This is a genomic window from Nocardioides sp. NPDC087217 (genome assembly GCF_044744805.1).
GTDB lineage: Bacteria > Actinomycetota > Actinomycetes > Propionibacteriales > Nocardioidaceae > Nocardioides.
The window spans coordinates 698,905-718,603 of record NZ_JBIUZB010000001.1 but is presented as its reverse complement, the minus strand read 5'-3'; the positions used below and the strand labels follow the sequence as shown (position 1 = coordinate 718,603).

Here is a 19,699-nt window from a genome sequence, read left to right as displayed (position 1 = left end):
GTCACTCACCTGCCTGGATGACATCAACAAGAGGAGCCACGACCGGTTGGGCCGCCGAGATCAGCGGTCCGGGGACGAAGCCGAAGAAGAGAAGGGCGACCAGCAGCGGAACGAGTACGCCGACCTCTCGCCGATTGAGATCGGGGACCGGTGTGGACAGCTGAGCAGGTCCGGTGAAGATCCGCTGGTAGGCCCACAGCACGTAGATGGCGGCGAGCACGATCGCGGTGACCGCGATGACACCGACCAGCCAGTGGTAGTCGAAGGCGCTGATCAGGACCAGGATCTCGGAGACGAACTGGCTCAGACCCGGCAGGCCGGCGGTCGCCAGACCGGCGATCAGGAACGTGCCGGCGAGCACCGGCGTCGCCTTCTCCATCCCTCGCATCGAGGAGATCGAGGCGGTCCCCTTGCGGGCGATCAGGAACCCGGCGATCAGGAACATCGCCGCGGTGGCGACACCGTGGTTGACCATGTAGAGGATCGCCCCGACCAGGCCCTCACGGGTGGCCGCGAAGATGCCGAGGGTGATCAGCCCGAAGTGCGACAGGGAGGTCAGACCGATCAGGCGGAGCAGGTCGTCCTGCCCGATCGCCAGCACGGCGCCGTAGACGATCGAGATCAGCGCCAGCACCACGACGACGGGCGTCGCCCAGGCGGACGCCTCCGGCACCAGGCCCAGGCAGAGCCGGATCATGCCGAAGGTGCCGATCTTGTCGAGGACGCACACCAGGAGCACCGAGGTCGGTGTGGTGGCCTGCTCGGTGGTGTCGGCCAGCCAGGTGTGCACCGGGAACAGCGGCGCCTTGACCGCGAACGCGATGAACATCGCCACGAAGATCCAGCGCTCGGCGGTGGTGCCGATGTCGAGCTGGGCGAGGTCGCTGATCAGGTACGACGGCGAGCCGGCCTCCGAGGAGACAACGAAGAAGCCGATCAGCGCACCGAGCAGCACCAGTCCGCCGCCGAGCTGGAACATCAGGAACTTGAGCGCGGCTCGGGCCCGGTTGGGGCCGCCGTGCTGGCCGATCATGAAGTACGCCGGGATCAGCGTCGCCTCGAAGGCGATGTAGAAGAGGAAGAGATCGCCGGCGGTGAAGGTGAGCAGCGCGAAGGCCTCCAGGGCCAGCGCCCAGGCGTACCACCGCTTGTCGTGGTCCTTGACGGCCGCGACCATCACGAGCGGGACCAGGACGACGGTCAGCATCACCATCAGCTTGCCGAAGCCGTCCATCTCCAGCGCCCAGTGGACGCCGAGCGGCTCGATCCAGACGAGATCGGTGTCGGGAGCCGTGAACATCGTGACGATGCCGGCGATCAGGGTGGCGAGCGCGAAGCCGAAGGCCCACGCCTTGGGCCGCGCCGGCATCACCGCGGTGATCAGCGCACCCGCGAACGGGACGAGGACGAGGATTGTCAGCATCAGTTGACCACCAGGATCGCGAGGGTCACCAGCACAGTGCCGCCGAGGACGGAGAGGGCGTAGGAACGTACGTAGCCGGTCTGTGCCTTGCGGAGCTCACCGGCGATCGCCGCGAGGGCGATCGGGCCACCGCTCATCAGGCCGTCGACGGCGTACTTGTCGGTCGCGAGGGCACCGCGGGTGATCGCCATCCCCGGCGGCACCACCACGTCCTCGACGTGCGGGACGTGCAGGTAGGGAGTCGGCTCGGTCGTGATCGGGCGGCGCCCGAAGACGAACCCGGCGGCCGCGACCCCGATCGCGACGACCAGCACCGCGAGGACGGAGGTCGCCCAGACCGGGAGCGGACCGTGGTGCTCGGCGTGGCCGATCGCGACCACCGGCTCGAGCCAGTGCTCGATCCAGCCGCCGAGCGCGAAGACGCCACCAAGGACCGACAGCGCGGCGAGGACGACGAGCGGACCGGTCATGATCCGCGGCGACTCGTGCGGATGTACGCCCTCGGGCCAGCGCTTGCGGCCGAAGAAGGCGAGCATCATCAGGCGGGTCATGTAGAAGGCGGTCACACCGGCGGCCAGGAGGGCGATGATGCCGACCAGCCAGCTCTCGGCGAAGGCGACCTCGAGGATCTTGTCCTTGGACCAGAAGCCGGCGAACCCGGGGAAGCCGATGATGGCCAGGTAGCCCATCGAGAAGGTCAGGAACGTGACCGGGAGCGCCCGGCTCAGCGCGCCGTAGTGCTTGAGGTTCACGTCGTCGTTCATGCCGTGCATCAGAGACCCGGCGCCGAGGAACATGTTGGCCTTGAAGAAGCCGTGGGTGAGCAGGTGGAAGATCGCGAACGCATATCCCGGCCCGCCGAGCCCGGCCGCCAGCATCATGTAGCCGATCTGGCTCATCGTCGAACCGGCCAGGACCTTCTTGATGTCGTCCTTCACGCAGCTCACCGCGGCACCCCAGATGATCGTCACCAGGGCGACGACCACGACGGCGGTCGAGGCGGCCTCGGCGGCATCGAAGATCGCGCTGCTGCGGACGATGAGGTAGACACCCGCGGTCACCATCGTCGCCGCGTGGATCAGCGCCGAGACCGGGGTCGGGCCCTCCATGGCGTCGAGCAGCCAGCCCTGCAGCGGCACCTGGGCGGACTTACCGCAGGCACCGACGAGCAGCAGGATGCCGAGCCAGTTGAGGGTGGTCGTCGTCGTCTCGCCGATGTCGATCGCCGAGAACGACGTCGACCCGAAGGTGACGAAGCAGAGCGCGATCGCCAGCGAGAGACCCATGTCGCCGACCCGGTTCATCACGAACGCCTTCTTGGCGGCCGCCGCTGCCGACGGCTTGTACTGCCAGAAGCCGATCAGCAGGTAGGACGCCAGGCCGACGCCCTCCCAGCCGAGGAAGAGGCCGACGTAGTTCTCCGCCAGCACCAGCATCAGCATCGCGGCGAGGAAGAGGTTGAGGTAGCCGAAGAACCGGGTGCGCCGCTCGTCGTCGGCCATGTAGCCGACCGAGTAGACGTGGATCAGGGTGCCGACGCCGGTGATGAGCAGCAGGAACAGGCTGGAGAGCTGGTCGTAGAGTAGGTCGAAGCCGACGCTGAGGTCGCCGGTGTCGAACCAGGTGTAGAGATGCTGGACGACCTGCCTGCTCTCCTCGTCGCGACCGAGGGCGGCGATGAAGAGGACGAGCGACAGCACGAAGGACGCACCCGCGAGCCCGACCGCGAGCCAGTGCCCGATCCGGTCGAAGAGCGCCGGCGCGAACGGCCGGCCGATCAGGATCAGAGCAGCGCCGGCCAGGGGCAGCGCGATGACCAGCCAGATCAGCGAGAAGACGCCGCTGGCCTCGACAGGATTCACCACTTGAGCATCCTTGGCTCGTCGACCGAAGCCGTGTTTCTGGTGCGGAAGATGGTCATGATGATCGCCAGCCCGACGACCACCTCAGCGGCCGCGACGACCATCACGAAGAACGCGGTCACCTGCCCGTCGAGGTTTCCGTGCATCCGACTGAAGGCCACCAGGGCCAGGTTGGCCGCGTTGAGCATCAGCTCGACGCACATGAAGACGACGATGGCGTTTCGCCTGGTCAGCACGCCGATCGTGCCGATCGTGAAGAGGATGGCGGACAATATGACGTACGCCGTGGTGTTGTCTGTCATTCGTCCTCTCCCTGGTCAGTGCGACCGCCGGCGAGGATGGCCGGGACCGACTTCGTGCTCTGCGACCCGTCCGGCAGCAGGGCCGGGGTGTCGTTGCTGTTGTGCCGCGCGAAGGTGCCCGGTGGGGGCAGCGGACCGAGGTGCTTGCCGCTCTTCGCGTAGTCGGCGACCCGCTTCTGGGCCAGATCGGTCTGGCTCTGCTTCGGGTCGATCCGCTCGCGGTGGGCCAGCACCATCGCGCCGATCGCGGCGGTGATCAGCAGCGCGCTGGTCGCCTCGAAGGCGATCACGTAGCGCGAGAAGAGGAGGTCGGCGAGGCGTTGTACGTTGCCGCCCTCGTTGGCGCTGGCCAGCCCGCGCATCGTGGCGATGCTCGCCTGACCGACGCCCGCGATCAGCGTCGCGCCCAGCCCGACCCCGAGGATGACGGCGAGCACCTTCTGCCCCGCGATCGTCTCCTTGAGCCTGTCGGAGGTGTCGACGCCGACCAGCATGATCACGAACAGGAACAGCATCAGGATCGCGCCGGTGTAGACCACGATCTGCACCGCGAACAGGAACGGCGCCTCCAGCGTCGCGTACATCATCGCCAGCCCGATCATCACGACCGCCAGCGACAGCGCGGCGTGCACCGGCTTGCGTGCAAACAGGAGGCCCATCGCCGCGATCACCATGATCGAGGCGAGGATCACGAAGCTCATCGGATGGGCTCCTTGGGCTCCGGCGCGTAGTAGGAGGTGTCGTCGTTGCCGAGGAACATCGGGTGCGGCGGCGCCTCCATCCCCTCCTCGAGCGGTGCGAGCAGATCCTGCTTCTCGTAGATCAGGCTCTCGCGCGAGGTGTCGGCGAGCTCGTACTCGTTGGTCATCGTCAGCGCCCGCGTCGGGCATGCTTCGATGCACAGCCCGCACAGGATGCAGCGCAGGTAGTTGATCTGGTAGACGCGGCCGTAGCGCTCACCGGGCGAGTAGCGCTCCTCCTCGGTGTTCTCCGCACCCTCGACGTAGATGGCGTCAGCAGGGCACGCCCACGCGCACAGCTCGCACCCGACGCACTTCTCCAGGCCGTCGGCGTGCCGGTTGAGCTGGTGCCGGCCGTGGAAGCGCTCCTCGGTCGGCTCCTTCTGCTGTGGGTACTGCTCGGTGACCGGCTTCTTGAACTGCGTCCCGAACGTCACCGCGAACCCGCTCACCGGGTCCCAGAAACGCTCCTTGAACGAGCGGTCGTCGTTGCTCACTTGGCCTCCTCAGGAGAGGGAAGAATGCGTACGCCGTTGGTGGCTGTCGGCACAGCCGGCGGTCCGAACACCAGCGGCTGGGCCGCACCCCGTACGGCCCCGCCCAGCGGCAGGGCGGGGGTGGGGAAGCCTCCGGTCGGCGTGGTGACCTGGGCCTCCTTCTCCGGAAGCCGGTTGAGGAAGCCGAGCACCACGACCACCGTCACGGCCAGGCCGAAGCCGAAGAGGACCCAGTTGGGGCTGAAGCCGCCCTGGATCGCGGCCATCTTGATCACCGCGACGACGACGATCCAGGCGAGGCTCGCCGGCAGCAGGACCTTCCAGCCGAGCGACATGAACTGGTCGTAGCGCAGCCGCGGCAGCGTGCCGCGCAGCCAGATGAAGACCCAGATGAAGAAGAACATCTTCAGGAAGAACCACAGCACCGGCCAGTAGCCCTCGTTGGCGCCGGCCCAGAGCGTGCCGAGGCCGAGCGGGGCTCGCCAGCCCCCGAGGAACAGCGTCGTCGCGAGGGCGCTGACGGTGGCCATGTTGATGTATTCGGCCAGGAAGAAGAGCGCGAACTTCAGGCTGGAGTATTCGGTGTGGAAACCACCGACCAGCTCACCCTCGGCCTCGGGGAGGTCGAACGGCGCGCGGTTGGTCTCGCCGACCATCGAGATGCAGTAGATCAGGAAGGACGGCAGCAGCAGGGCGCCGAACCACCAGTCCGTCTGCGCCTCGACGATCTGGCTCGTGGACAGGCTGCCCGCCATCAGGAAGACGGTGACGAGCGCCAGACCCATCGAGACCTCGTACGAGATCATCTGGGCGCTGCTTCTCAGCCCTCCCAGCAGCGAGTAGGTCGAGCCCGACGCCCAGCCGCCCAGCACGATCCCGTAGATGCCGATGCTGGCGATCGCCATCACGAACAGCACCGCGACCGGCATGTCGGTCAGCTGCAGCGGCGTCTGCACGCCGAAGAGGTTGACCTCGGGCCCGAACGGGATCACCGAGAACGTCACGAACGCCGGCACCGTGGCCAGGATCGGGGCCGTGATGAAGACGATCTTGTCGGCCTTCTCCGGCGTCAGGTCCTCCTTGAGCGCCAGCTTCACACCGTCGGCCAGGGATTGGAGCAGACCGAACGGTCCGTGCCGGTTGGGCCCGATGCGGTGCTGCATCCGGGCCACGACCTTGCGCTCCCACCAGATGTTGAACAGCGTCAGCACGACGCAGACCACGAAGACCAGCAGGACCTTGATCGCGATGATCCACCAGGGGTCCTGGCCGAACTGCTCCAGCCCGTTCACTGCTCCCCCTCGGCGGTCGAGCTTGTCGAGACCACGGTCACCGTCGATCCCGGGGACGCCAGGTCCGCCCAGACGCCTCGTCCGAAGCTGTTCGTCGGCACCCACACGGTGTTGTCGGCCAGCTCGGCCGGGAGCGCCGGGAGCGTCCAGCTCCCCCGGTCGCCGGTGATCGTCACGACGTCGCCGACTTTCTCGTGGAGCGCTGCCGGGATGCGTACGAACGCCGGTCGCGCGGTCGCGGCCAGCGCCTTGTCGCCGCTCTGGAGCGTCCCGTTGTCGAGCATGAGATGCCAGGTCGCCAGCCGAAGCCCCGTCGAATCGGTAGCTGTGGCGGCCGAATCGGTAGTTGTGGGCGACGACTCGACACTCTCGTCCGTCACTTCTGCGGACTCGGCGTCCACAAGTGCGAACTCGGCGGTGATGTGGCCGAGGACCTCGGCGTCGGAGTAGGCGGCGGGCTTGTCGAAGACCTTCGGGAACGGGCGGCGGCGACCTTCCCAGGTGACGAAGGTGCCGACCTTCTCCGAGGCGGTGGCGACAGGGAGTACGACGTCGGCGCGCTCGGTCACGGCGGTGACCCGCTGCTCGAGGCTGACCACGAAGCCGGCCTCGTCGAGGGCGGCCAGGAAGGCGGCCGGGTCGGCGGTGTCGTCGGGGTCGACGCCGGCGACCACGAGGGCGTCGAGTCCGGCGCGGACCATGGCCTCGGCGTCGAGGCCGCCCGCACCGGGCAGCAGGTCTGCCTCGACCGCACCCCGGTCACCGGCACGACGCGGCACCCAGGCGAGCCTGGCGCCGGTGCGATCGGCGAGCTCCGCAGCAGCGGAGTAGGCGCCCGGGCTGGTCGCCAGCCGCTCGCCGACCAGGATCACCGAAGCCTCGGTGACCCTGCTGACCTGGGACAACGCGTCCTTCTCGGCACCGGGAGCGGTCAGGACGACCTCGGCTCCGAGCTTGCGCGAGCCCTCCGAGGCGTACGGACTCAGGGTGGTGATCCGCAGACCGCTCTTGTTGGCCTTGCGCAGCCGCAGGAAGAGCGTGCCGGCCTCGTCCTCGGGCTCGAGGCCGGCCAGCACGACGTGGTCGGCCGCGTCGAGGTCGGCATAGGTGAGGCTCGTCCCGGCCACGCGTGAGCGCAGGAAGCCGGTCTCCTCCTCCGAGAGTGGGCGCGCGCGGAAGTCGATGTGGGGAGTGCGCAGGGTGTCACGGGCGAAGGTGGCGTACGCCTTCGCGTCCTCCAGCGTCAGGCGCCCGCCGGGCAGCACGCCCACCGAGCCCGCCTCGGCTAACCCGGCAGCGGCGACGGCGACGGCCTCCAGCCAGGACGCCGGCCGGAGCTCGCCGTCCTCACGGATCATCGGCGAGGTGAGCCGGTCGCGGACGGCGTAGCGGAAGCCGAAGCGGTCCTTGTCAGAGATCCACTCCTCGTTGACCTCCGGGTCGTTGCCCGCGAGGCGGCGCATGACCTTGCCTCGGCGGTGGTCGATGCGGATCGCGGCGCCGCAGGCGTCGTGCTCGGCCACGCTCGGGGTGGAGACCAGGTCGAACGGCCGTGCCCGGAAGCGGTAGTCGTCCGAGGTCAGCGCGCCCACCGGGCAGATCTGGATGACGTTGCCGGAGAAGTAGGACGAGAACGGCTTGTCCTCGGCGATACCGATCTGCTGCTGTGCGCCGCGCTGGATCAGCGCGATCCCCGGGTCGCCCGGGATCTCGGCGGCGAAGCGGGTGCAGCGCTGGCAGACGATGCACCGCTCACGGTCGAGCAGCACGTTGGGCGAGAGGTTGATCGGCTTCGGGAAGGTCCGCTTGGTCCCCTCGAAGCGGGTCTCGCCCTGGCCGTGGGACATCGCCTGGTTCTGCAGCGGGCACTCGCCGCCCTTGTCGCACACCGGGCAGTCCAACGGGTGGTTGACCAGGAGAAACTCCATGATTCCGTGCTGGGCCTTCACGGCCGTGGAGTTCTGCGTCTCCACCACCATGCCCTCGGCGACCGGGATGGTGCAGGAGGCCTGCGGCTTCGGGAAGCCGCGGCCGTTGCCGGCGTCGGGGATGTCGACCAGGCACTGCCGACAGGCGCCGACGGGCGCGAGCAGCGGGTGGTCACAGAAGCGCGGGATCTCGATCCCGGCCTCCTCGGCGGCCCGGATCACCAGCGTGCCCTCGGGCACCGTCACATCGGCGCCGTCGATCTTGAGCGTCACATCGGTCACTGAACTGCCTCCGCCCATGCGGTCGACTTCTTGGCGTCGAAGGGACAGCCACCCTGCTCCAGATGGGCGAGGTATTCGTCCCGGAAATACTTGATCGAGCTCGTGATCGGGCTCGTCGCGCCATCACCGAGCGCGCAGAACGAGCGGCCGAGGATGTTGTCGCACTGGTCGAGCAGCAGATCGAGATCCTCAGGCGAACCCTGGCCCTTCTCCAGCCGCTCCAGCACCTGCACCAGCCACCAGGTGCCCTCACGGCACGGCGTGCACTTGCCACAGGACTCGTGCTTGTAGAACTCCGTCCACCGCAGCACCGCGCGCACCACACAGACGGAGTCGTCGAAGATCTGCAGGGCGCGGGTGCCGAGCATCGAGCCGGCCGCGGCCACCCCCTCGAAGTCCAGCGTCACGTCCAGGTGCTCCTGGGTGAACAACGGGGTCGAGGAGCCACCGGGGGTCCAGAACTTCAGCTCATGACCCTCGCGTACGCCGCCGGCCAGCTCGATCAGCTTGCGCAGCGTGATGCCGAGCGGTGCCTCGTACTGCCCCGGCTTCTTGACGTGACCGGAGAGCGAGAAGATGCCGACACCGGCTGACTTCTCCGTGCCCATGCCGGCGAACCAGTCGGCGCCGTTCTTCACGATGGCCGGCACCGAGGCGATCGATTCGGCGTTGTTGATCACGGTCGGGCTGGCGTAGAGACCGGCGACAGCCGGGAACGGCGGCCGCAGCCGCGGTTGACCGCGGCGCCCCTCGAGCGAGTCGAGCAGCGCGGTCTCCTCGCCACAGATGTAGGCCCCGGCACCCGCATGCACGACCAGCTCCAGGTCGTAGCCGGAGCCATGGATGTCGGTGCCGAGGTGGCCGGCGGCGTAGGCCTCACGGACGGCTGCCTGCAGCCGCCGGATCACGTGCAGCACCTCGCCGCGTACGTAGATGAAGGCACGCTCCGCGCGGATGGCGTAGGAGGAGATGATCACGCCCTCGACGAGGGTGTGCGGACTCGCCATCATGAGCGGGATGTCCTTGCAGGTGCCCGGCTCGGACTCGTCGGCGTTGACCACCAGGTAACGCGGCTTGGGGTTCTCGGGGTCGGGCGCCGGCAGGAAGCCCCACTTCACCCCGGTCGGGAACCCGGCGCCACCGCGACCGCGGAGCCCGGAGTCCTTGACCATCGTCTGTACGTCCTCGGGCGCTATCCCGAGCGCGACGTCGAGCGCGTCGTAGCCGCCCTGCTCGGCGTAGGCGGGCAGGGTCCAGGCCTGCTCGTCGGCCCAGTTGGCGGTCAGCACCGGGGTCAGGGTGTCAGTCATCGGACGCCTCCTCGGCGATCGTCTCCGACTCGGCGCGACGGGTGTCGGCCACCTCGACGGCCTCGGGCAGCTCCTCCGGTACGTCGGCGGAGCCGTGGGTGTCGGAAGGTGCGGCCCAGCCGCGCTCGCGGGCGATCTCCAGCCCGACGAGCGACGCCGGCCCGGCCGCGGGACCCTCGTCGACGAGCCCGTCCTCGAAGCCGGCGAGGACCCGCTCGGCCTCGCGCCAGCTCGTGATCCGCGCGCCGCGGGAGGCCACGACCTCGCGGCCCTCACGCAGGTCGTCGACCAGCTGCGAGGCCGACTCCGGCGTCTGGTTGTCGAAGAACTCCCAGTTGACCATCACCACCGGCGCGTAGTCGCAGGCCGCGTTGCACTCGATGTGCTCGAGCGTGATCGCGCCGTCGGCGGTGGTCTCGTCGTTGCCCACCTCGAGCTTCTCGCGCAGGCAGGCGAAGATCTCGTCGCCGCCCATGACCGCGCACAGCGTGTTGGTGCAGACACCGACGTGGTGGGTGCCGACGGGATGGCGCTTGTACATCGTGTAGAACGTCGCCACCCCGCTCACCTCGGCCGGGGTGAGGCCCAGGACCTCGGCGCAGGCCTGGATCCCTTCGGGCGTGACCCGGCCCTCGACCGACTGCACCAGATGGAGCATCGGCAGCAGGCCCGAGCGGGCCTGGGGGTAGCGAGCCGCGATCTCGCGCAGCTCGTCGTAGGTCTCAGCAGCAAGCGTCATCGGTCGACGCCTCCCATCACCGGGTCGATGGACGCGATCGCCACGATCACGTCGGCAACCATGCCGCCCTCGGACATCACGCTCGTGGCTTGAAGGTTGGTGAACGACGGGTCCCGGAAGTGGACCCGGTAGGGCTTGGTACCGCCGTCGCTGACCACATGGGCGCCGAGCTCTCCGCGCGGCGACTCGATCGCGGCGTACGCCTGGCCGGCCGGCACCCGGAAGCCCTCGGTGACCAGCTTGAAGTGGTGGATCAGCGCCTCCATCGACTCGCCCATGATGTGGCGGATGTGGTCGAGGGAGTTGCCCTGGCCGTCGGGACCGACGGAGAGCTGCGAGGGCCACGCGATCTTCTTGTCGGCCACCATGACGGGAGCGCCGTCGAGATCCTTCAGCCGCTTGAGAGCCTGCTCCATGATCCGCAGCGACTCCCACATCTCGGCCAGCCGGATCCGGAACCGCCCGTAGGAGTCGCAGGTGTCCCAGGTGATGACCTCGAAGTCGTAGTCCTGGTAGCCGCAGTAGGGCTGGGTCTTGCGCAGGTCCCACGGATAGCCCGTGCTCCGCAGGATCGGGCCGGTCAGACCGAGCGCGAGGCAGCCTTCCAGGTCGAGGTAGCCGACCTGCTCCAGGCGACCCTTGAAGATCGGGTTGGCGTTGCACAGCGCCGCGTACTCGGTCAGGCGCTTCTTCATCAGCTCGATGAACTCACTCACCCGCGCGACGGTGCCGTCCGGCACGTCCTGGGCGACACCGCCGGGACGGATGTAGGCGTGGTTCATCCGCAGGCCGGTGATGAACTCGAACAGGTCCAGGCACAGCTCACGCTCGCGGAACCCGATCGTCATCACGGTAAGCGCGCCGAGCTCCATGCCGCCGGTCGCGATCGCCACCAGGTGGGAGGAGATCCGGTTGAGCTCCATCAGCAGGACCCGGATGACGTCGGCCTTCTCCGGCACCTCGGCGCCGATGCCGAGCAGCTTCTCCACCCCGAGGACGTACGCCGTCTCGTTGAAGATCGGCGACAGGTAGTCCATCCGGGTGACGAACGTGGTCCCCTGGGTCCAGGACCGGAACTCCATGTTCTTCTCGATGCCCGTGTGCAGGTAGCCGATCCCGGCACGCGCCTCGGTGACCGTCTCGCCCTCGAGCTCGAGGATCAGCCGGAGCACCCCGTGCGTCGAGGGGTGCTGCGGGCCCATGTTGACGACGATCCGCTCGTCCTTGACGTCCTTGAGGGCGTCGGTCAGCTCGTCCCAGTCCTGGCCGGTGACGGTGAACGTACGTCCTTCGTCTTCCGTGGTCGTCATGAGTAGCTCCTGCGGGTGTCCGGCGGCGGGATCGTCGCGCCCTTGTATTCCACCGGGATCCCACCCAGCGGGTAGTCCTTGCGCTGCGGGTGGCCCGGCCAGTCGTCGGGCATCAGGATCCGGGTCAGTCCGGGGTGGCCGTCGAAGACGATCCCGAACATGTCGTAGGTCTCGCGCTCGTGCCAGTCGAGCGTCGGGTAGATGGCCACCGCGCTCGGCACGTGCGGATCCTCGTCAGGAGCGGAGGTCTCCACCCGCACCCGGCGGTTGTACGTCATCGAGAGCAGGTGATAGACGGCGTGAAGCTCGCTACCCCTATTTTCTTGGCCTTGGTCAGCGGGGTAATGCACCCCGGAGACACCCGAGCAGAGCTCGAACCGCAGCTCGTCGCGGAGCACCTGCAGGGCCTCGAGCAGCCGCTCGCGGCGTACGTGGAAAGTCAGCTCACCGCGGTGGATGACCGCCTCCGCCTCGGTGAAGGCGAGGGCGTCGGCGATCTCCTTGAACCAGCCGCCGTAGGGCTGTACGCCGACGTCGCTGGTGCGGCTCGGCATCGCGTGCTGGCGGGTGAGACCGCCGTAGCCGCTGGTGTCGCCGGTGTCCGCCACCCCGAACATGCCGCTGTTCTGGCCGCTGTTCTGGTCGCTCACCGGGCCACCTCCGTAGCGCAAGCGCCAGAATACGGACGCGGCCCGGTGAAAGACTGGATGGTCGCTCGCTGACGCTCGCTCATCGCAGGAGTCCCGTCTGGTCGATCAGCGGCAGCTGGCGCAGCGCCGCGGTCTCGTTGGCGACCTCCTCGCGCTCGGCGTTGACGCCCAGCGAGCCGCCCTGGATCTTGTCGTGGAGCTTGAGGATCGCGTCGATCAGCATCTCCGGGCGCGGCGGACAGCCGGGGAGATACATGTCGACGGGCACGATGTGGTCGACACCCTGGACGATCGCGTAGTTGTTGAACATCCCGCCGCTGCTGGCGCAGACGCCCATCGCGAGCACCCACTTCGGCTCGGGCATCTGGTCGTAGATCTGGCGGAGCACCGGCGCCATCTTCTGGCTCACCCGGCCCGCCACGATCATCAGGTCGGCCTGCCGCGGACTCGCGCGGAAGACCTCCATGCCGTATCTGGCCAGGTCGTACTTCGGGCCGCCGCTCGTCATCATCTCGATGGCGCAGCAGGCCAGTCCGAACGTCGCCGGCCACAGGCTCGCCTTACGGAAGTAGCCCGCCAGGCCCTCGACGGTCGTGAGCAGAACCCCGCTCGGGAGCTTTTCTTCGAGACCCATGTCAGTCCCAGTCCAATCCGCCGCGGCGCCACACATAGGCGTACGCCACGAACACCGTCAGCAGGAACAGGCCCATCTCCGCGAGGCCGAACCATCCCATCGCGTCGAACCTGACGGCCCACGGGTAGAGAAAGATGATCTCGATGTCGAAGATGATGAAGAGCATCGCGGTGATGTAGTACTTCACCGGGAAGCGACCGCCCAACGCCTGTGGCGTGGCCTCGATCCCACACTCGTAGGGATCCGCCTTGGCCTGGTTGGCGCGGCTCGGTCCGACGACCGAGCTCATGATCACCGAACCGACCGCGAAGAGCGTCGCCAGTCCCGCCAACGCGAGCACCGGCACGTAGAGCTCCATCTCGCCTCCTACCCTGAGCGGCCCACCCCTTCTTGAGACTTTGTGAATAGAATCACAATGTGGGCCAACTCACATCCTGCCACTCCTGTGACGGAATGCAAGTGGGTTGCCGAAATGGCGCGCGCACTTTCTCGCCATGGCGGGAAAGTGCCTCAGCATCCGGCGGCAAACGCTTGCAGAACCACGCCATGGCGGGGTTGTGGCGGGTCAGACTTCGGTGCTGACGGCCGGCGTCGGCGTGTCGAGGAAGGCCCGGGGGATCACGACGATCCGCTTCTCGACGTCGATCAGCTGGGCGGGACTTCCGTCGGCGTTCGCCTGCCTCACTTCGTACGTCACGGTGTGCGCGGTCATCCGCCGCTGCTTGAGCCACCCGTGGTGCCAGGCGACGCTCCCCCACGGTCCCTGGATCTCCAGCGACTCCCCAGCCGACCCGACGACTGTGGCGCCGAGCGGGTACATCCCCGTCATCCCGCGCCCTCCAACGAACAATTGGGACAGCGGTCCCATGCCGACGAGCGCCGCGACGTAGACCGCGCCTCGATAGAAACCTGTGGCCGCGAAGACCACGAGGACGACACCGACGACAACCGACATCAGGAAGGGCGAGAGCCCGACCCGTTCCCACAGCCAGGCGTAGACGAGCCGTCGTCGCATGGCCCGGTCAACGTCGATGCGTACGCCCGGCAGCGGCGGCTCCACAGGTCCTCGGGCGCCCGCCTCCAGCTCGTGTCGGATCACCGGGCCGATGAGCGCAGCCGGAAGGTCGATCGATCCTGTCAGCTCGTCCGGCCCTGCCGGGAGATAGGACGGGACCAGATGCCTGAGGTACGGCTGCCGACATCTCACCAGCACCGGACCGACCTCGGCCTGGGTGAGTCGCGACCAGGGGTAGAAGACCATCCGACTGGGCGTGCGTATCCCCAGGCCGCTCCCCGTCGCCCATGCCGTGAGCACAGCCCCGACCGGGTAGTCACGCCGCACGGCGCGGCGCACGGTCCACAGCGGCATCGCCAACTGGAGCACGAGGACCGTGCCTCCGAGGATCGCCGGCGTCGCTATCCGGAAAGGGTCATTGATGGGGCTCGACAGCGAGAACGGCCACGCGAACCAGAGAGCCCCCACCATCACCGCCGGCAGCACCAGCGCCGCGACCCAGTAGGCAGCACTCCGCAGTCGCAGGCCCACGAGGGTCCGCCGCAGCCGACGCTGATCGTCGATCGTGACGGTCCAGTGCGTCACCGAACCCGGCACCACATCCATGTCCACCAACGGCCTCCTCGACATCGCCGCAGCTCGGCCGCGGCAGCGTACTGGAGGTCTGCGAAGGGATCTGGAGACCTCGGTCAGAACCCCACATATGAGCGAAAGTCTCGTACGCCCTGGGCCCAGGTCGTGCCAGAACTCCACATGTGCGCGGATGTTGCAGGGTTGTGGCGGGTCAGACTTCGGTGCTGACGGCCGGCGCCGGCGTGTCGAGGAAGGCCCGGGGGATCACGACGATCCGCTTCTCGAGGTTGGTCGGTGCGATCAACCTTCCATCGGGGCCGACCTGCACCATCTCGTACGTCACGATGTGCTTGTTTATCCGGCGCAGCTTCAACCATCCTGGGGGCCAGGCAACGCTTCCCCACGATCCCTGGATTTCGAGCCACTGGCCCATCGAGCCGACGACTCTGGCACCGACGGGGTACATCCCGGACATCCGGCCCTCCCCGGAGAGCAGCCAGATGAGGGGGTTGAACAACACCAGCACCATCCAGACGGTCGCCATCCGGTAAGAACCACCGGCCAGTGAGAGCAGGATGTTGAGAGCGAACACAGCCGAAACCAGCCACGCCGTGATGCCGAGCTGCGCCCGCAGCCACGCCCGGACGAGGCGCCACCGCAGGGCGCCGTCGACGACGATCGGCTCCCCGAGCATCGGAGTCTCCACCGATCCCCGGCGTGCCCTCGCCGCCAGCTCACGTCTGATCGCCGGCCCGATGAGCTGGGCCGGAAAGTCGATCGACCGCGCCACCTCATCAGGCCCGGCCGGAAGATACGCCGGTACGGCCAGCGTCCTCGGACCGTCCTGCAGACACCGGACGAGCACCGGCCCCGCCTCGATCTGCGTCAGTCTCGACCAGGGATAAAAGGCGAGTCGCCTGAGCGTACGCATGCCCAATCCGCTCTCGGTCGCCCATGCGACGAGAGTGGCCAACAGGAAACTCGCGCTCCACTCGGCGAGAGACTGTCCACAGCGGCGTCGTCAGCGAAAACCCTAGGAAGACGACTCCGACAACGACCATCATCCCGAGTTCGACGGCCTCGCTAACGAGTCCCGGACCAAGACCCGGATCATGCATGCCGGACCAGAAGGCGCCGGTCAGCAACACGGGCAGACCCAACGCCAGGACCCAGTGTGCCCAGCTCCGCAGCCGCACCCCCACCATCGCCCGCTTGAGCCGACGCTGATCGTCGAGCGTGACCGTCCAGACCGTCACGGATCCCGGCACCACATCCGCGTCCACGAGCGGCCCTCCACAGCGTCCCGGTCTCCAAGGTCGAGCGCAGCGTACCGGATACCCAGGAGGGGATTCCGAGCTTTCCATTGACCCGCTCAGGCCGCCGAGTCGGCTCGTCATGACGAGCCGACTCGGCCTGATTTCGCGTCAGGATGCGCCGACTCGGCGGGATCGGGGTCAGTCGGGATCCGGGCGGATCCAGCCCTTGGCGAGGCCCGCGCGGACGATGGCGTCGGTGGCTTCGCCGAGAGTCGTGCTCGCCGCGACGACGCCGGCCTCACGGGCCCGGACCCTGGACTCGGTGGCACCGGGCATGCTCCAGGTGCCGCCGCGGTTGAGCCAGTTGAGGAGCATCGGCTCGAGGCGGTCCATGGCCTTGCAGAAGCGTGCCTCGGGGGTCTGAGCGGCCTCGAACTCGTCCCAGAGGGCGCGGATCTCACCGGCCTGATCCGGCGGCAGCATCGTGAAGAGCCGCTCGGCGGCAGCGACCTCGCGCTCGACCTGGTCGACGACCGCGGCGGCGTCGAAGACGGGGCTGTCGCCGGCGTAGATCTCGACCATGTCGTGGATGATCACGAGCTTGATCGCGTGCCCGACGTCGATCGGCTCGTCGGCGTACTCGGCGAGGAGCAGCACCATCAGCGCCAGGTGCCAGGAGTGCTCGGCGTCGTTCTCACGCCGGTCGGCCGCGGCCAGCGGCGAGGCACGCAGGATCGTCTTGAGCTTGTCGGCCTCGGCGATGAACTCCAACTGAGCCCTCAGCCGGGCGCCGATCTCGTCCGGGAGGGGGTTCAGGTCGGTGATCAGGTCGTCGGTCGAGTCATCCATGCGTCGACCTTCGCATGCTGCGTACGTCTGGAGAAACTCACTTCTCGTCGAGAATCGCCCGCGGCACGACCACCCAGGTCGGACCCGACTTGAAGGCGATCGCGTGCTTCGTTGTGGCGACCAGCTTGAGCTTGGACCGGTGGATCGACGTACGGCCCCAGGGACCGTGGACGACCAGGCTCTCCCCCATATGACCACGGATGGTCGACCCGACCGGATAGCTGCCGATCGTCGGAGCAACCACTGTGAGAACGACAGCACCCAAGCCAAGCATCAGCACGCCCACCATCCACATGGTCGGCCAGGGGTCGGAACCAGCCATCGCGAGAAGGACCATGAGCACCATGACCGTGACCAGGAACCAGCCCGTCACGCGGAACTGCCGTGCTGCCGCCAAGCCAAGCGCTATCTGCAGCTGTCGGTCGACTACCACGGAGCGCTCACCGGGCACGTCCTCGCGAACGACCGGCTCGGAGTCACCTTCCCCGACCCCCAGAGCCAGGCGCGCTCTCGCCTGCTCACCCAGCACCTGCCCAGCGACCAAGAGGTTCTGCTTCGGCGTCCGCGTCCTTAGATGCGTCGCGACCGGTCCGACGTTCACAGCGGTGATGCGACCCCAGTTGATCTCCATACCGCCCCCGGGGCCTTCGAGCCGGTACGCGGTGACATCTGCCCAGGAGCGAAAGGTCTCTCCAAGGGGATAGATCCTCCGCACCCGCCACACCGAGAAGGCGGCGAACACGGCCAGATCCACGAGCAGGAAGACGATCACCACGGCCGGATAGACGTCAAGAACCACCACCGCACCGATGACGACTCCCACAGCCCCGCACAGCACCAGCCAGATCGAGGGCTGCCGCCACCACCACAACCAGTACGCGCGGAGGAACCTGCGCCGCTCCTCGGAGGTCACCGTCCAGGTGGCATCCGGGACGTCGATCGTGTCAGTCATGACGGCGCATCATGCCGTAACGCTGCACGGGTCGACAGGCTAGGGGTCAGCGAGCGGGGAGGGCGGGAACGGCGCGCTTGGAGCGGCTCACGTAAGCCGATCCCTCCGGGCCGACGACGACGTAGGAGTCGCCCAGCCGGGAGTTGTACTCCAGGTGGGCGCGGCCCCAGAACATCCCGATCCGGATGCCGCCGTACATCCCCGGGGCGGTGAACCAGGCCTCGTCGGGGCCGCCCTCCTCGGAGATGAGCCGTACGTCGAACGTACGCAGCTGGTGCTCGCCGCGGAACTCGGCGGTCAGCTCCGCGAGCGTCGTGTTCACGTGGAGGTTGACGTTCTCGAGGTTGTCGCCGAGCGGGGTGCCGGGGCGGAAGTAGGGGTCGAGCATGTCGAGCAGGTGGTCGTGACCGCGTCGCTGGGCGAGCTGGTAGGGCGTCTCGCCATGGGCAGTGGGGAGCGAACGAACCCCACCCAGCGAGAGCAGCTCCTGGACGGTCTCCCGCGGGGCACCGAGGTAGGCGGCGTGGTGGAGCGGCGTGAACATCGACTCGCCGCCGATCTTCCAGGTGTTGACGCCGACGGTGTAGTCGTTGCGCACCTGCGAGAGCGCGCGACGCCAGTCACCCTGTGCGGCCGCGTCGGTGAGTGAGTCCCTGGCCTTGACCGCTGCGGGCCCGTAGGCCTCGCGAGGCATCAAGATGCCGTCCCATGGCAACGTCGTGGTCATAGTTGAACTTTCGCAGAGATCAAGCGGTTGCGTGATGAAGTGCGACGATTCCACCCGAGAGGTTCGTCCAGGTCGGAGCCTGCCAACCCGCTGCGGAGAGCATGGCGGCGAGGCCTGCCTGGTCGGGCCATGCGCGGATGGACTCGGCGAGGTAGACGTAGGCGTCAGGGGAGGACGATACCGCCCGAGCGACCGGCGGCAAGGCCTTCATCAGGTATTCCACGTAGACCGTCCGGAAGGGCTTCCAGGTCGGGTGCGAGAACTCGCAGACCACGATCCGGCCGCCGGGGCGGGTCACCCGGCGCAGCTCACGCAGGCCCGCCGCCGGGTCGACGATGTTGCGCAGGCCGAATGAGATCGTCACTGCGTCGAAGGTCGAGTCGCGGTAGGGCAGCTTGGTGCCGTCGCCGGCCGTGAACGGCAGGTGGGGCTTGGCCTTCTTGCCGACCTGGAGCATCCCGATGGAGAAGTCGGTCGGGACCACCTCGGCACCCGCGTCCAGGAACGGCTGGGACGAGGTGCCGGTGCCGGCGGCGAGGTCGAGCACGAGCTCGCCCGGCTTCGGGTCGACGGCCTTGATGACCTCGCGTCGCCAGCGTCGGTCCTGGCCGAGGGAGAGCACGTCGTTGGTCACGTCGTAGCGCTTGGCCACGGCGTCGAACATCCGACGTACCTCGCCGGGCTGCTTGTCCAGATCTGCTCGGGTCACGGGCTGATTCTGTCTCGGTCTGCGTCCGGGACCGAACTCAGGCGAGCTTCTCGAAGATCTCGTCGGCGTACTTCGCCGCGTCCTTCTTCGAGGCAGCGGTCGCCTGGACGGTCAGGTCGTTGGACGCGTGCGAGCACGTCGCCTGGGTCTGACCGGTCTGCTGGTCGGCGCTGGAGTAGCAGACGTTGTCGCCCACCTTGGAGACCTCGCCACCGCCGTAGTAGGCGCTGCCGTCACCGGCGAAGGCGCGGATCATCACGGATTTCTTCATGTCCTTGGTGATGTAGGTGCGCGAAGCCATCGAGAACCCGAGGGCGTCGGACACGTTGCGGTCCTCCGTCTTCGAGCTGGCGGCGTTCTGCTTGATGAACAGGTCCAGCTGCTCCTCGGACGCGCCCTGCTTCTTGATCACGTCGAGGTCGTAGGAGGACTTCTGGTCCGCCGGCTTGTAGCCGCCCGACAGCGTCTCCGGAAGCGTGATCTTCACGCCCGAGTGGGATTCGGAGTCGCCAACCCACCGTGGCAGGCCAACGCCCAGCACGACGAAGAGGGCCAAGGCGATGATGCCGAGGGTGATGCCGTTCTCTGCGATGAACGACTGCTCTTTGTTGGTACTCACGCCAGCGCACGCTACAACCCACATGGTCAT

The 19,699-nt window shown here is 67.8% G+C and carries 20 protein-coding genes; all 20 read right to left on the bottom strand.

Features of this window, described 5'->3' with window-relative positions:
* Position 1: 1 nt before the first annotated feature.
* Positions 2-1,423 carry a NuoM family protein gene (locus ACIO3S_RS03615; protein WP_400459529.1) on the bottom strand — a complete coding sequence of 474 codons (1,422 nt, stop codon included), beginning with the start codon at positions 1,421-1,423 and terminating at the stop codon, positions 2-4.
* On the bottom strand, positions 1,423-3,288 hold the full coding sequence (nuoL, locus tag ACIO3S_RS03610) for an NADH-quinone oxidoreductase subunit L (RefSeq protein ID WP_400459527.1): 1,866 nt from the start codon (positions 3,286-3,288) through the stop codon (positions 1,423-1,425). The genes ACIO3S_RS03615 and nuoL overlap by 1 nt, the downstream gene beginning before the upstream one ends.
* On the bottom strand, positions 3,282-3,587 hold the full coding sequence (nuoK, locus tag ACIO3S_RS03605; protein ID WP_008356449.1) for an NADH-quinone oxidoreductase subunit NuoK: 306 nt from the start codon (positions 3,585-3,587) through the stop codon (positions 3,282-3,284). Before nuoK ends, nuoL begins: the two co-directional genes overlap by 7 nt.
* Positions 3,584-4,288 (bottom strand): NADH-quinone oxidoreductase subunit J, encoded by a 705-nt coding sequence (locus ACIO3S_RS03600; RefSeq protein ID WP_350713446.1) that lies wholly within the window; start codon positions 4,286-4,288, stop codon positions 3,584-3,586. Before ACIO3S_RS03600 ends, nuoK begins: the two co-directional genes overlap by 4 nt.
* A complete protein-coding gene (gene nuoI, locus ACIO3S_RS03595; protein ID WP_400459522.1) occupies positions 4,285-4,824 on the bottom strand; it encodes an NADH-quinone oxidoreductase subunit NuoI in 540 nt (179 codons plus the stop codon). The genes ACIO3S_RS03600 and nuoI overlap by 4 nt, the downstream gene beginning before the upstream one ends.
* The gene (nuoH, locus tag ACIO3S_RS03590; protein WP_160025675.1) at positions 4,821-6,116 is read right to left on the bottom strand and encodes an NADH-quinone oxidoreductase subunit NuoH; all 1,296 of its coding nucleotides are present in this window, start codon (positions 6,114-6,116) and stop codon (positions 4,821-4,823) included. The genes nuoI and nuoH overlap by 4 nt, the downstream gene beginning before the upstream one ends.
* Positions 6,113-8,344, bottom strand: coding sequence for an NADH-quinone oxidoreductase subunit G (locus ACIO3S_RS03585; RefSeq protein ID WP_400459519.1), 2,232 nt, complete (start codon positions 8,342-8,344; stop codon positions 6,113-6,115). The genes nuoH and ACIO3S_RS03585 overlap by 4 nt, the downstream gene beginning before the upstream one ends.
* Positions 8,323-9,636: an NADH-quinone oxidoreductase subunit NuoF gene (gene nuoF, locus ACIO3S_RS03580; RefSeq protein WP_400459517.1), complete on the bottom strand. Its 1,314-nt coding sequence runs from the start codon at positions 9,634-9,636 to the stop codon at positions 8,323-8,325. The genes ACIO3S_RS03585 and nuoF overlap by 22 nt, the downstream gene beginning before the upstream one ends.
* Positions 9,629-10,375, bottom strand: coding sequence for an NADH-quinone oxidoreductase subunit NuoE (gene nuoE / locus ACIO3S_RS03575; RefSeq protein WP_400459514.1), 747 nt, complete (start codon positions 10,373-10,375; stop codon positions 9,629-9,631). The genes nuoF and nuoE overlap by 8 nt, the downstream gene beginning before the upstream one ends.
* Positions 10,372-11,685 carry an NADH-quinone oxidoreductase subunit D gene (locus ACIO3S_RS03570; RefSeq protein ID WP_160025679.1) on the bottom strand — a complete coding sequence of 438 codons (1,314 nt, stop codon included), beginning with the start codon at positions 11,683-11,685 and terminating at the stop codon, positions 10,372-10,374. The genes nuoE and ACIO3S_RS03570 overlap by 4 nt, the downstream gene beginning before the upstream one ends.
* Positions 11,682-12,335, bottom strand: coding sequence for an NADH-quinone oxidoreductase subunit C (locus ACIO3S_RS03565; protein WP_400459511.1), 654 nt, complete (start codon positions 12,333-12,335; stop codon positions 11,682-11,684). Before ACIO3S_RS03565 ends, ACIO3S_RS03570 begins: the two co-directional genes overlap by 4 nt.
* Positions 12,336-12,414: 79 nt before the next feature.
* Positions 12,415-12,969: an NADH-quinone oxidoreductase subunit B family protein gene (locus tag ACIO3S_RS03560; RefSeq protein ID WP_160025681.1), complete on the bottom strand. Its 555-nt coding sequence runs from the start codon at positions 12,967-12,969 to the stop codon at positions 12,415-12,417.
* Between the two features lies 1 nt (position 12,970).
* Entirely contained in the window at positions 12,971-13,327 is a 357-nt protein-coding gene (locus tag ACIO3S_RS03555) for an NADH-quinone oxidoreductase subunit A (RefSeq protein WP_008356428.1), read from the bottom strand.
* A gap of 207 nt (positions 13,328-13,534) precedes the next feature.
* Positions 13,535-14,596 carry a hypothetical protein gene (locus tag ACIO3S_RS03550; RefSeq protein ID WP_400459507.1) on the bottom strand — a complete coding sequence of 354 codons (1,062 nt, stop codon included), beginning with the start codon at positions 14,594-14,596 and terminating at the stop codon, positions 13,535-13,537.
* A 172-nt stretch (positions 14,597-14,768) separates the two neighbouring features.
* The gene (locus ACIO3S_RS03545; protein WP_400459504.1) at positions 14,769-15,488 is read right to left on the bottom strand and encodes a hypothetical protein; all 720 of its coding nucleotides are present in this window, start codon (positions 15,486-15,488) and stop codon (positions 14,769-14,771) included.
* A gap of 523 nt (positions 15,489-16,011) precedes the next feature.
* Entirely contained in the window at positions 16,012-16,662 is a 651-nt protein-coding gene (locus tag ACIO3S_RS03540; RefSeq protein WP_400459501.1) for an HD family hydrolase, read from the bottom strand.
* A 37-nt stretch (positions 16,663-16,699) separates the two neighbouring features.
* Entirely contained in the window at positions 16,700-17,614 is a 915-nt protein-coding gene (locus ACIO3S_RS03535) for a hypothetical protein (RefSeq protein WP_400459499.1), read from the bottom strand.
* Positions 17,615-17,660: 46 nt separating this feature from the next.
* Positions 17,661-18,341, bottom strand: a complete 681-nt coding sequence (locus tag ACIO3S_RS03530) for a hypothetical protein (RefSeq protein WP_400459496.1) — start codon at positions 18,339-18,341, stop codon at positions 17,661-17,663.
* Positions 18,342-18,360: 19 nt separating this feature from the next.
* Positions 18,361-19,050, bottom strand: coding sequence for a demethylmenaquinone methyltransferase (locus ACIO3S_RS03525; RefSeq protein ID WP_350836793.1), 690 nt, complete (start codon positions 19,048-19,050; stop codon positions 18,361-18,363).
* A 37-nt stretch (positions 19,051-19,087) separates the two neighbouring features.
* Complete coding sequence (locus ACIO3S_RS03520) at positions 19,088-19,669, bottom strand: hypothetical protein (protein ID WP_160025686.1); 582 nt, start codon at positions 19,667-19,669, stop codon at positions 19,088-19,090.
* Between the last annotated feature and the right edge of the window lie 30 nt (positions 19,670-19,699).

Excerpts from the sequence above, each read along its gene's own strand:
- ACIO3S_RS03540 (WP_400459501.1), bottom strand. The coding sequence starts at position 16,662 with ATGGATGACTCGACCGACGACCTGATCACCGACCTGAACCCCCTCCCG.
- ACIO3S_RS03535 (WP_400459499.1), bottom strand. The coding sequence starts at position 17,614 with ATGACTGACACGATCGACGTCCCGGATGCCACCTGGACGGTGACCTCC.
- ACIO3S_RS03585 (WP_400459519.1), bottom strand. The coding sequence starts at position 8,344 with ATGGGCGGAGGCAGTTCAGTGACCGATGTGACGCTCAAGATCGACGGC.
- ACIO3S_RS03560 (WP_160025681.1), bottom strand. The coding sequence starts at position 12,969 with ATGGGTCTCGAAGAAAAGCTCCCGAGCGGGGTTCTGCTCACGACCGTC.
- ACIO3S_RS03615 (WP_400459529.1), bottom strand. The coding sequence starts at position 1,423 with ATGCTGACAATCCTCGTCCTCGTCCCGTTCGCGGGTGCGCTGATCACC.
- nuoF (WP_400459517.1), bottom strand. The coding sequence starts at position 9,636 with ATGACTGACACCCTGACCCCGGTGCTGACCGCCAACTGGGCCGACGAG.
- ACIO3S_RS03600 (WP_350713446.1), bottom strand. The coding sequence starts at position 4,288 with ATGAGCTTCGTGATCCTCGCCTCGATCATGGTGATCGCGGCGATGGGC.
- ACIO3S_RS03545 (WP_400459504.1), bottom strand. The coding sequence starts at position 15,488 with ATGCGTACGCTCAGGCGACTCGCCTTTTATCCCTGGTCGAGACTGACG.
- ACIO3S_RS03555 (WP_008356428.1), bottom strand. The coding sequence starts at position 13,327 with ATGGAGCTCTACGTGCCGGTGCTCGCGTTGGCGGGACTGGCGACGCTC.
- nuoE (WP_400459514.1), bottom strand. The coding sequence starts at position 10,375 with ATGACGCTTGCTGCTGAGACCTACGACGAGCTGCGCGAGATCGCGGCT.
- ACIO3S_RS03570 (WP_160025679.1), bottom strand. The coding sequence starts at position 11,685 with ATGACGACCACGGAAGACGAAGGACGTACGTTCACCGTCACCGGCCAG.
- ACIO3S_RS03530 (WP_400459496.1), bottom strand. The coding sequence starts at position 18,341 with ATGACCACGACGTTGCCATGGGACGGCATCTTGATGCCTCGCGAGGCC.
- nuoK (WP_008356449.1), bottom strand. The coding sequence starts at position 3,587 with ATGACAGACAACACCACGGCGTACGTCATATTGTCCGCCATCCTCTTC.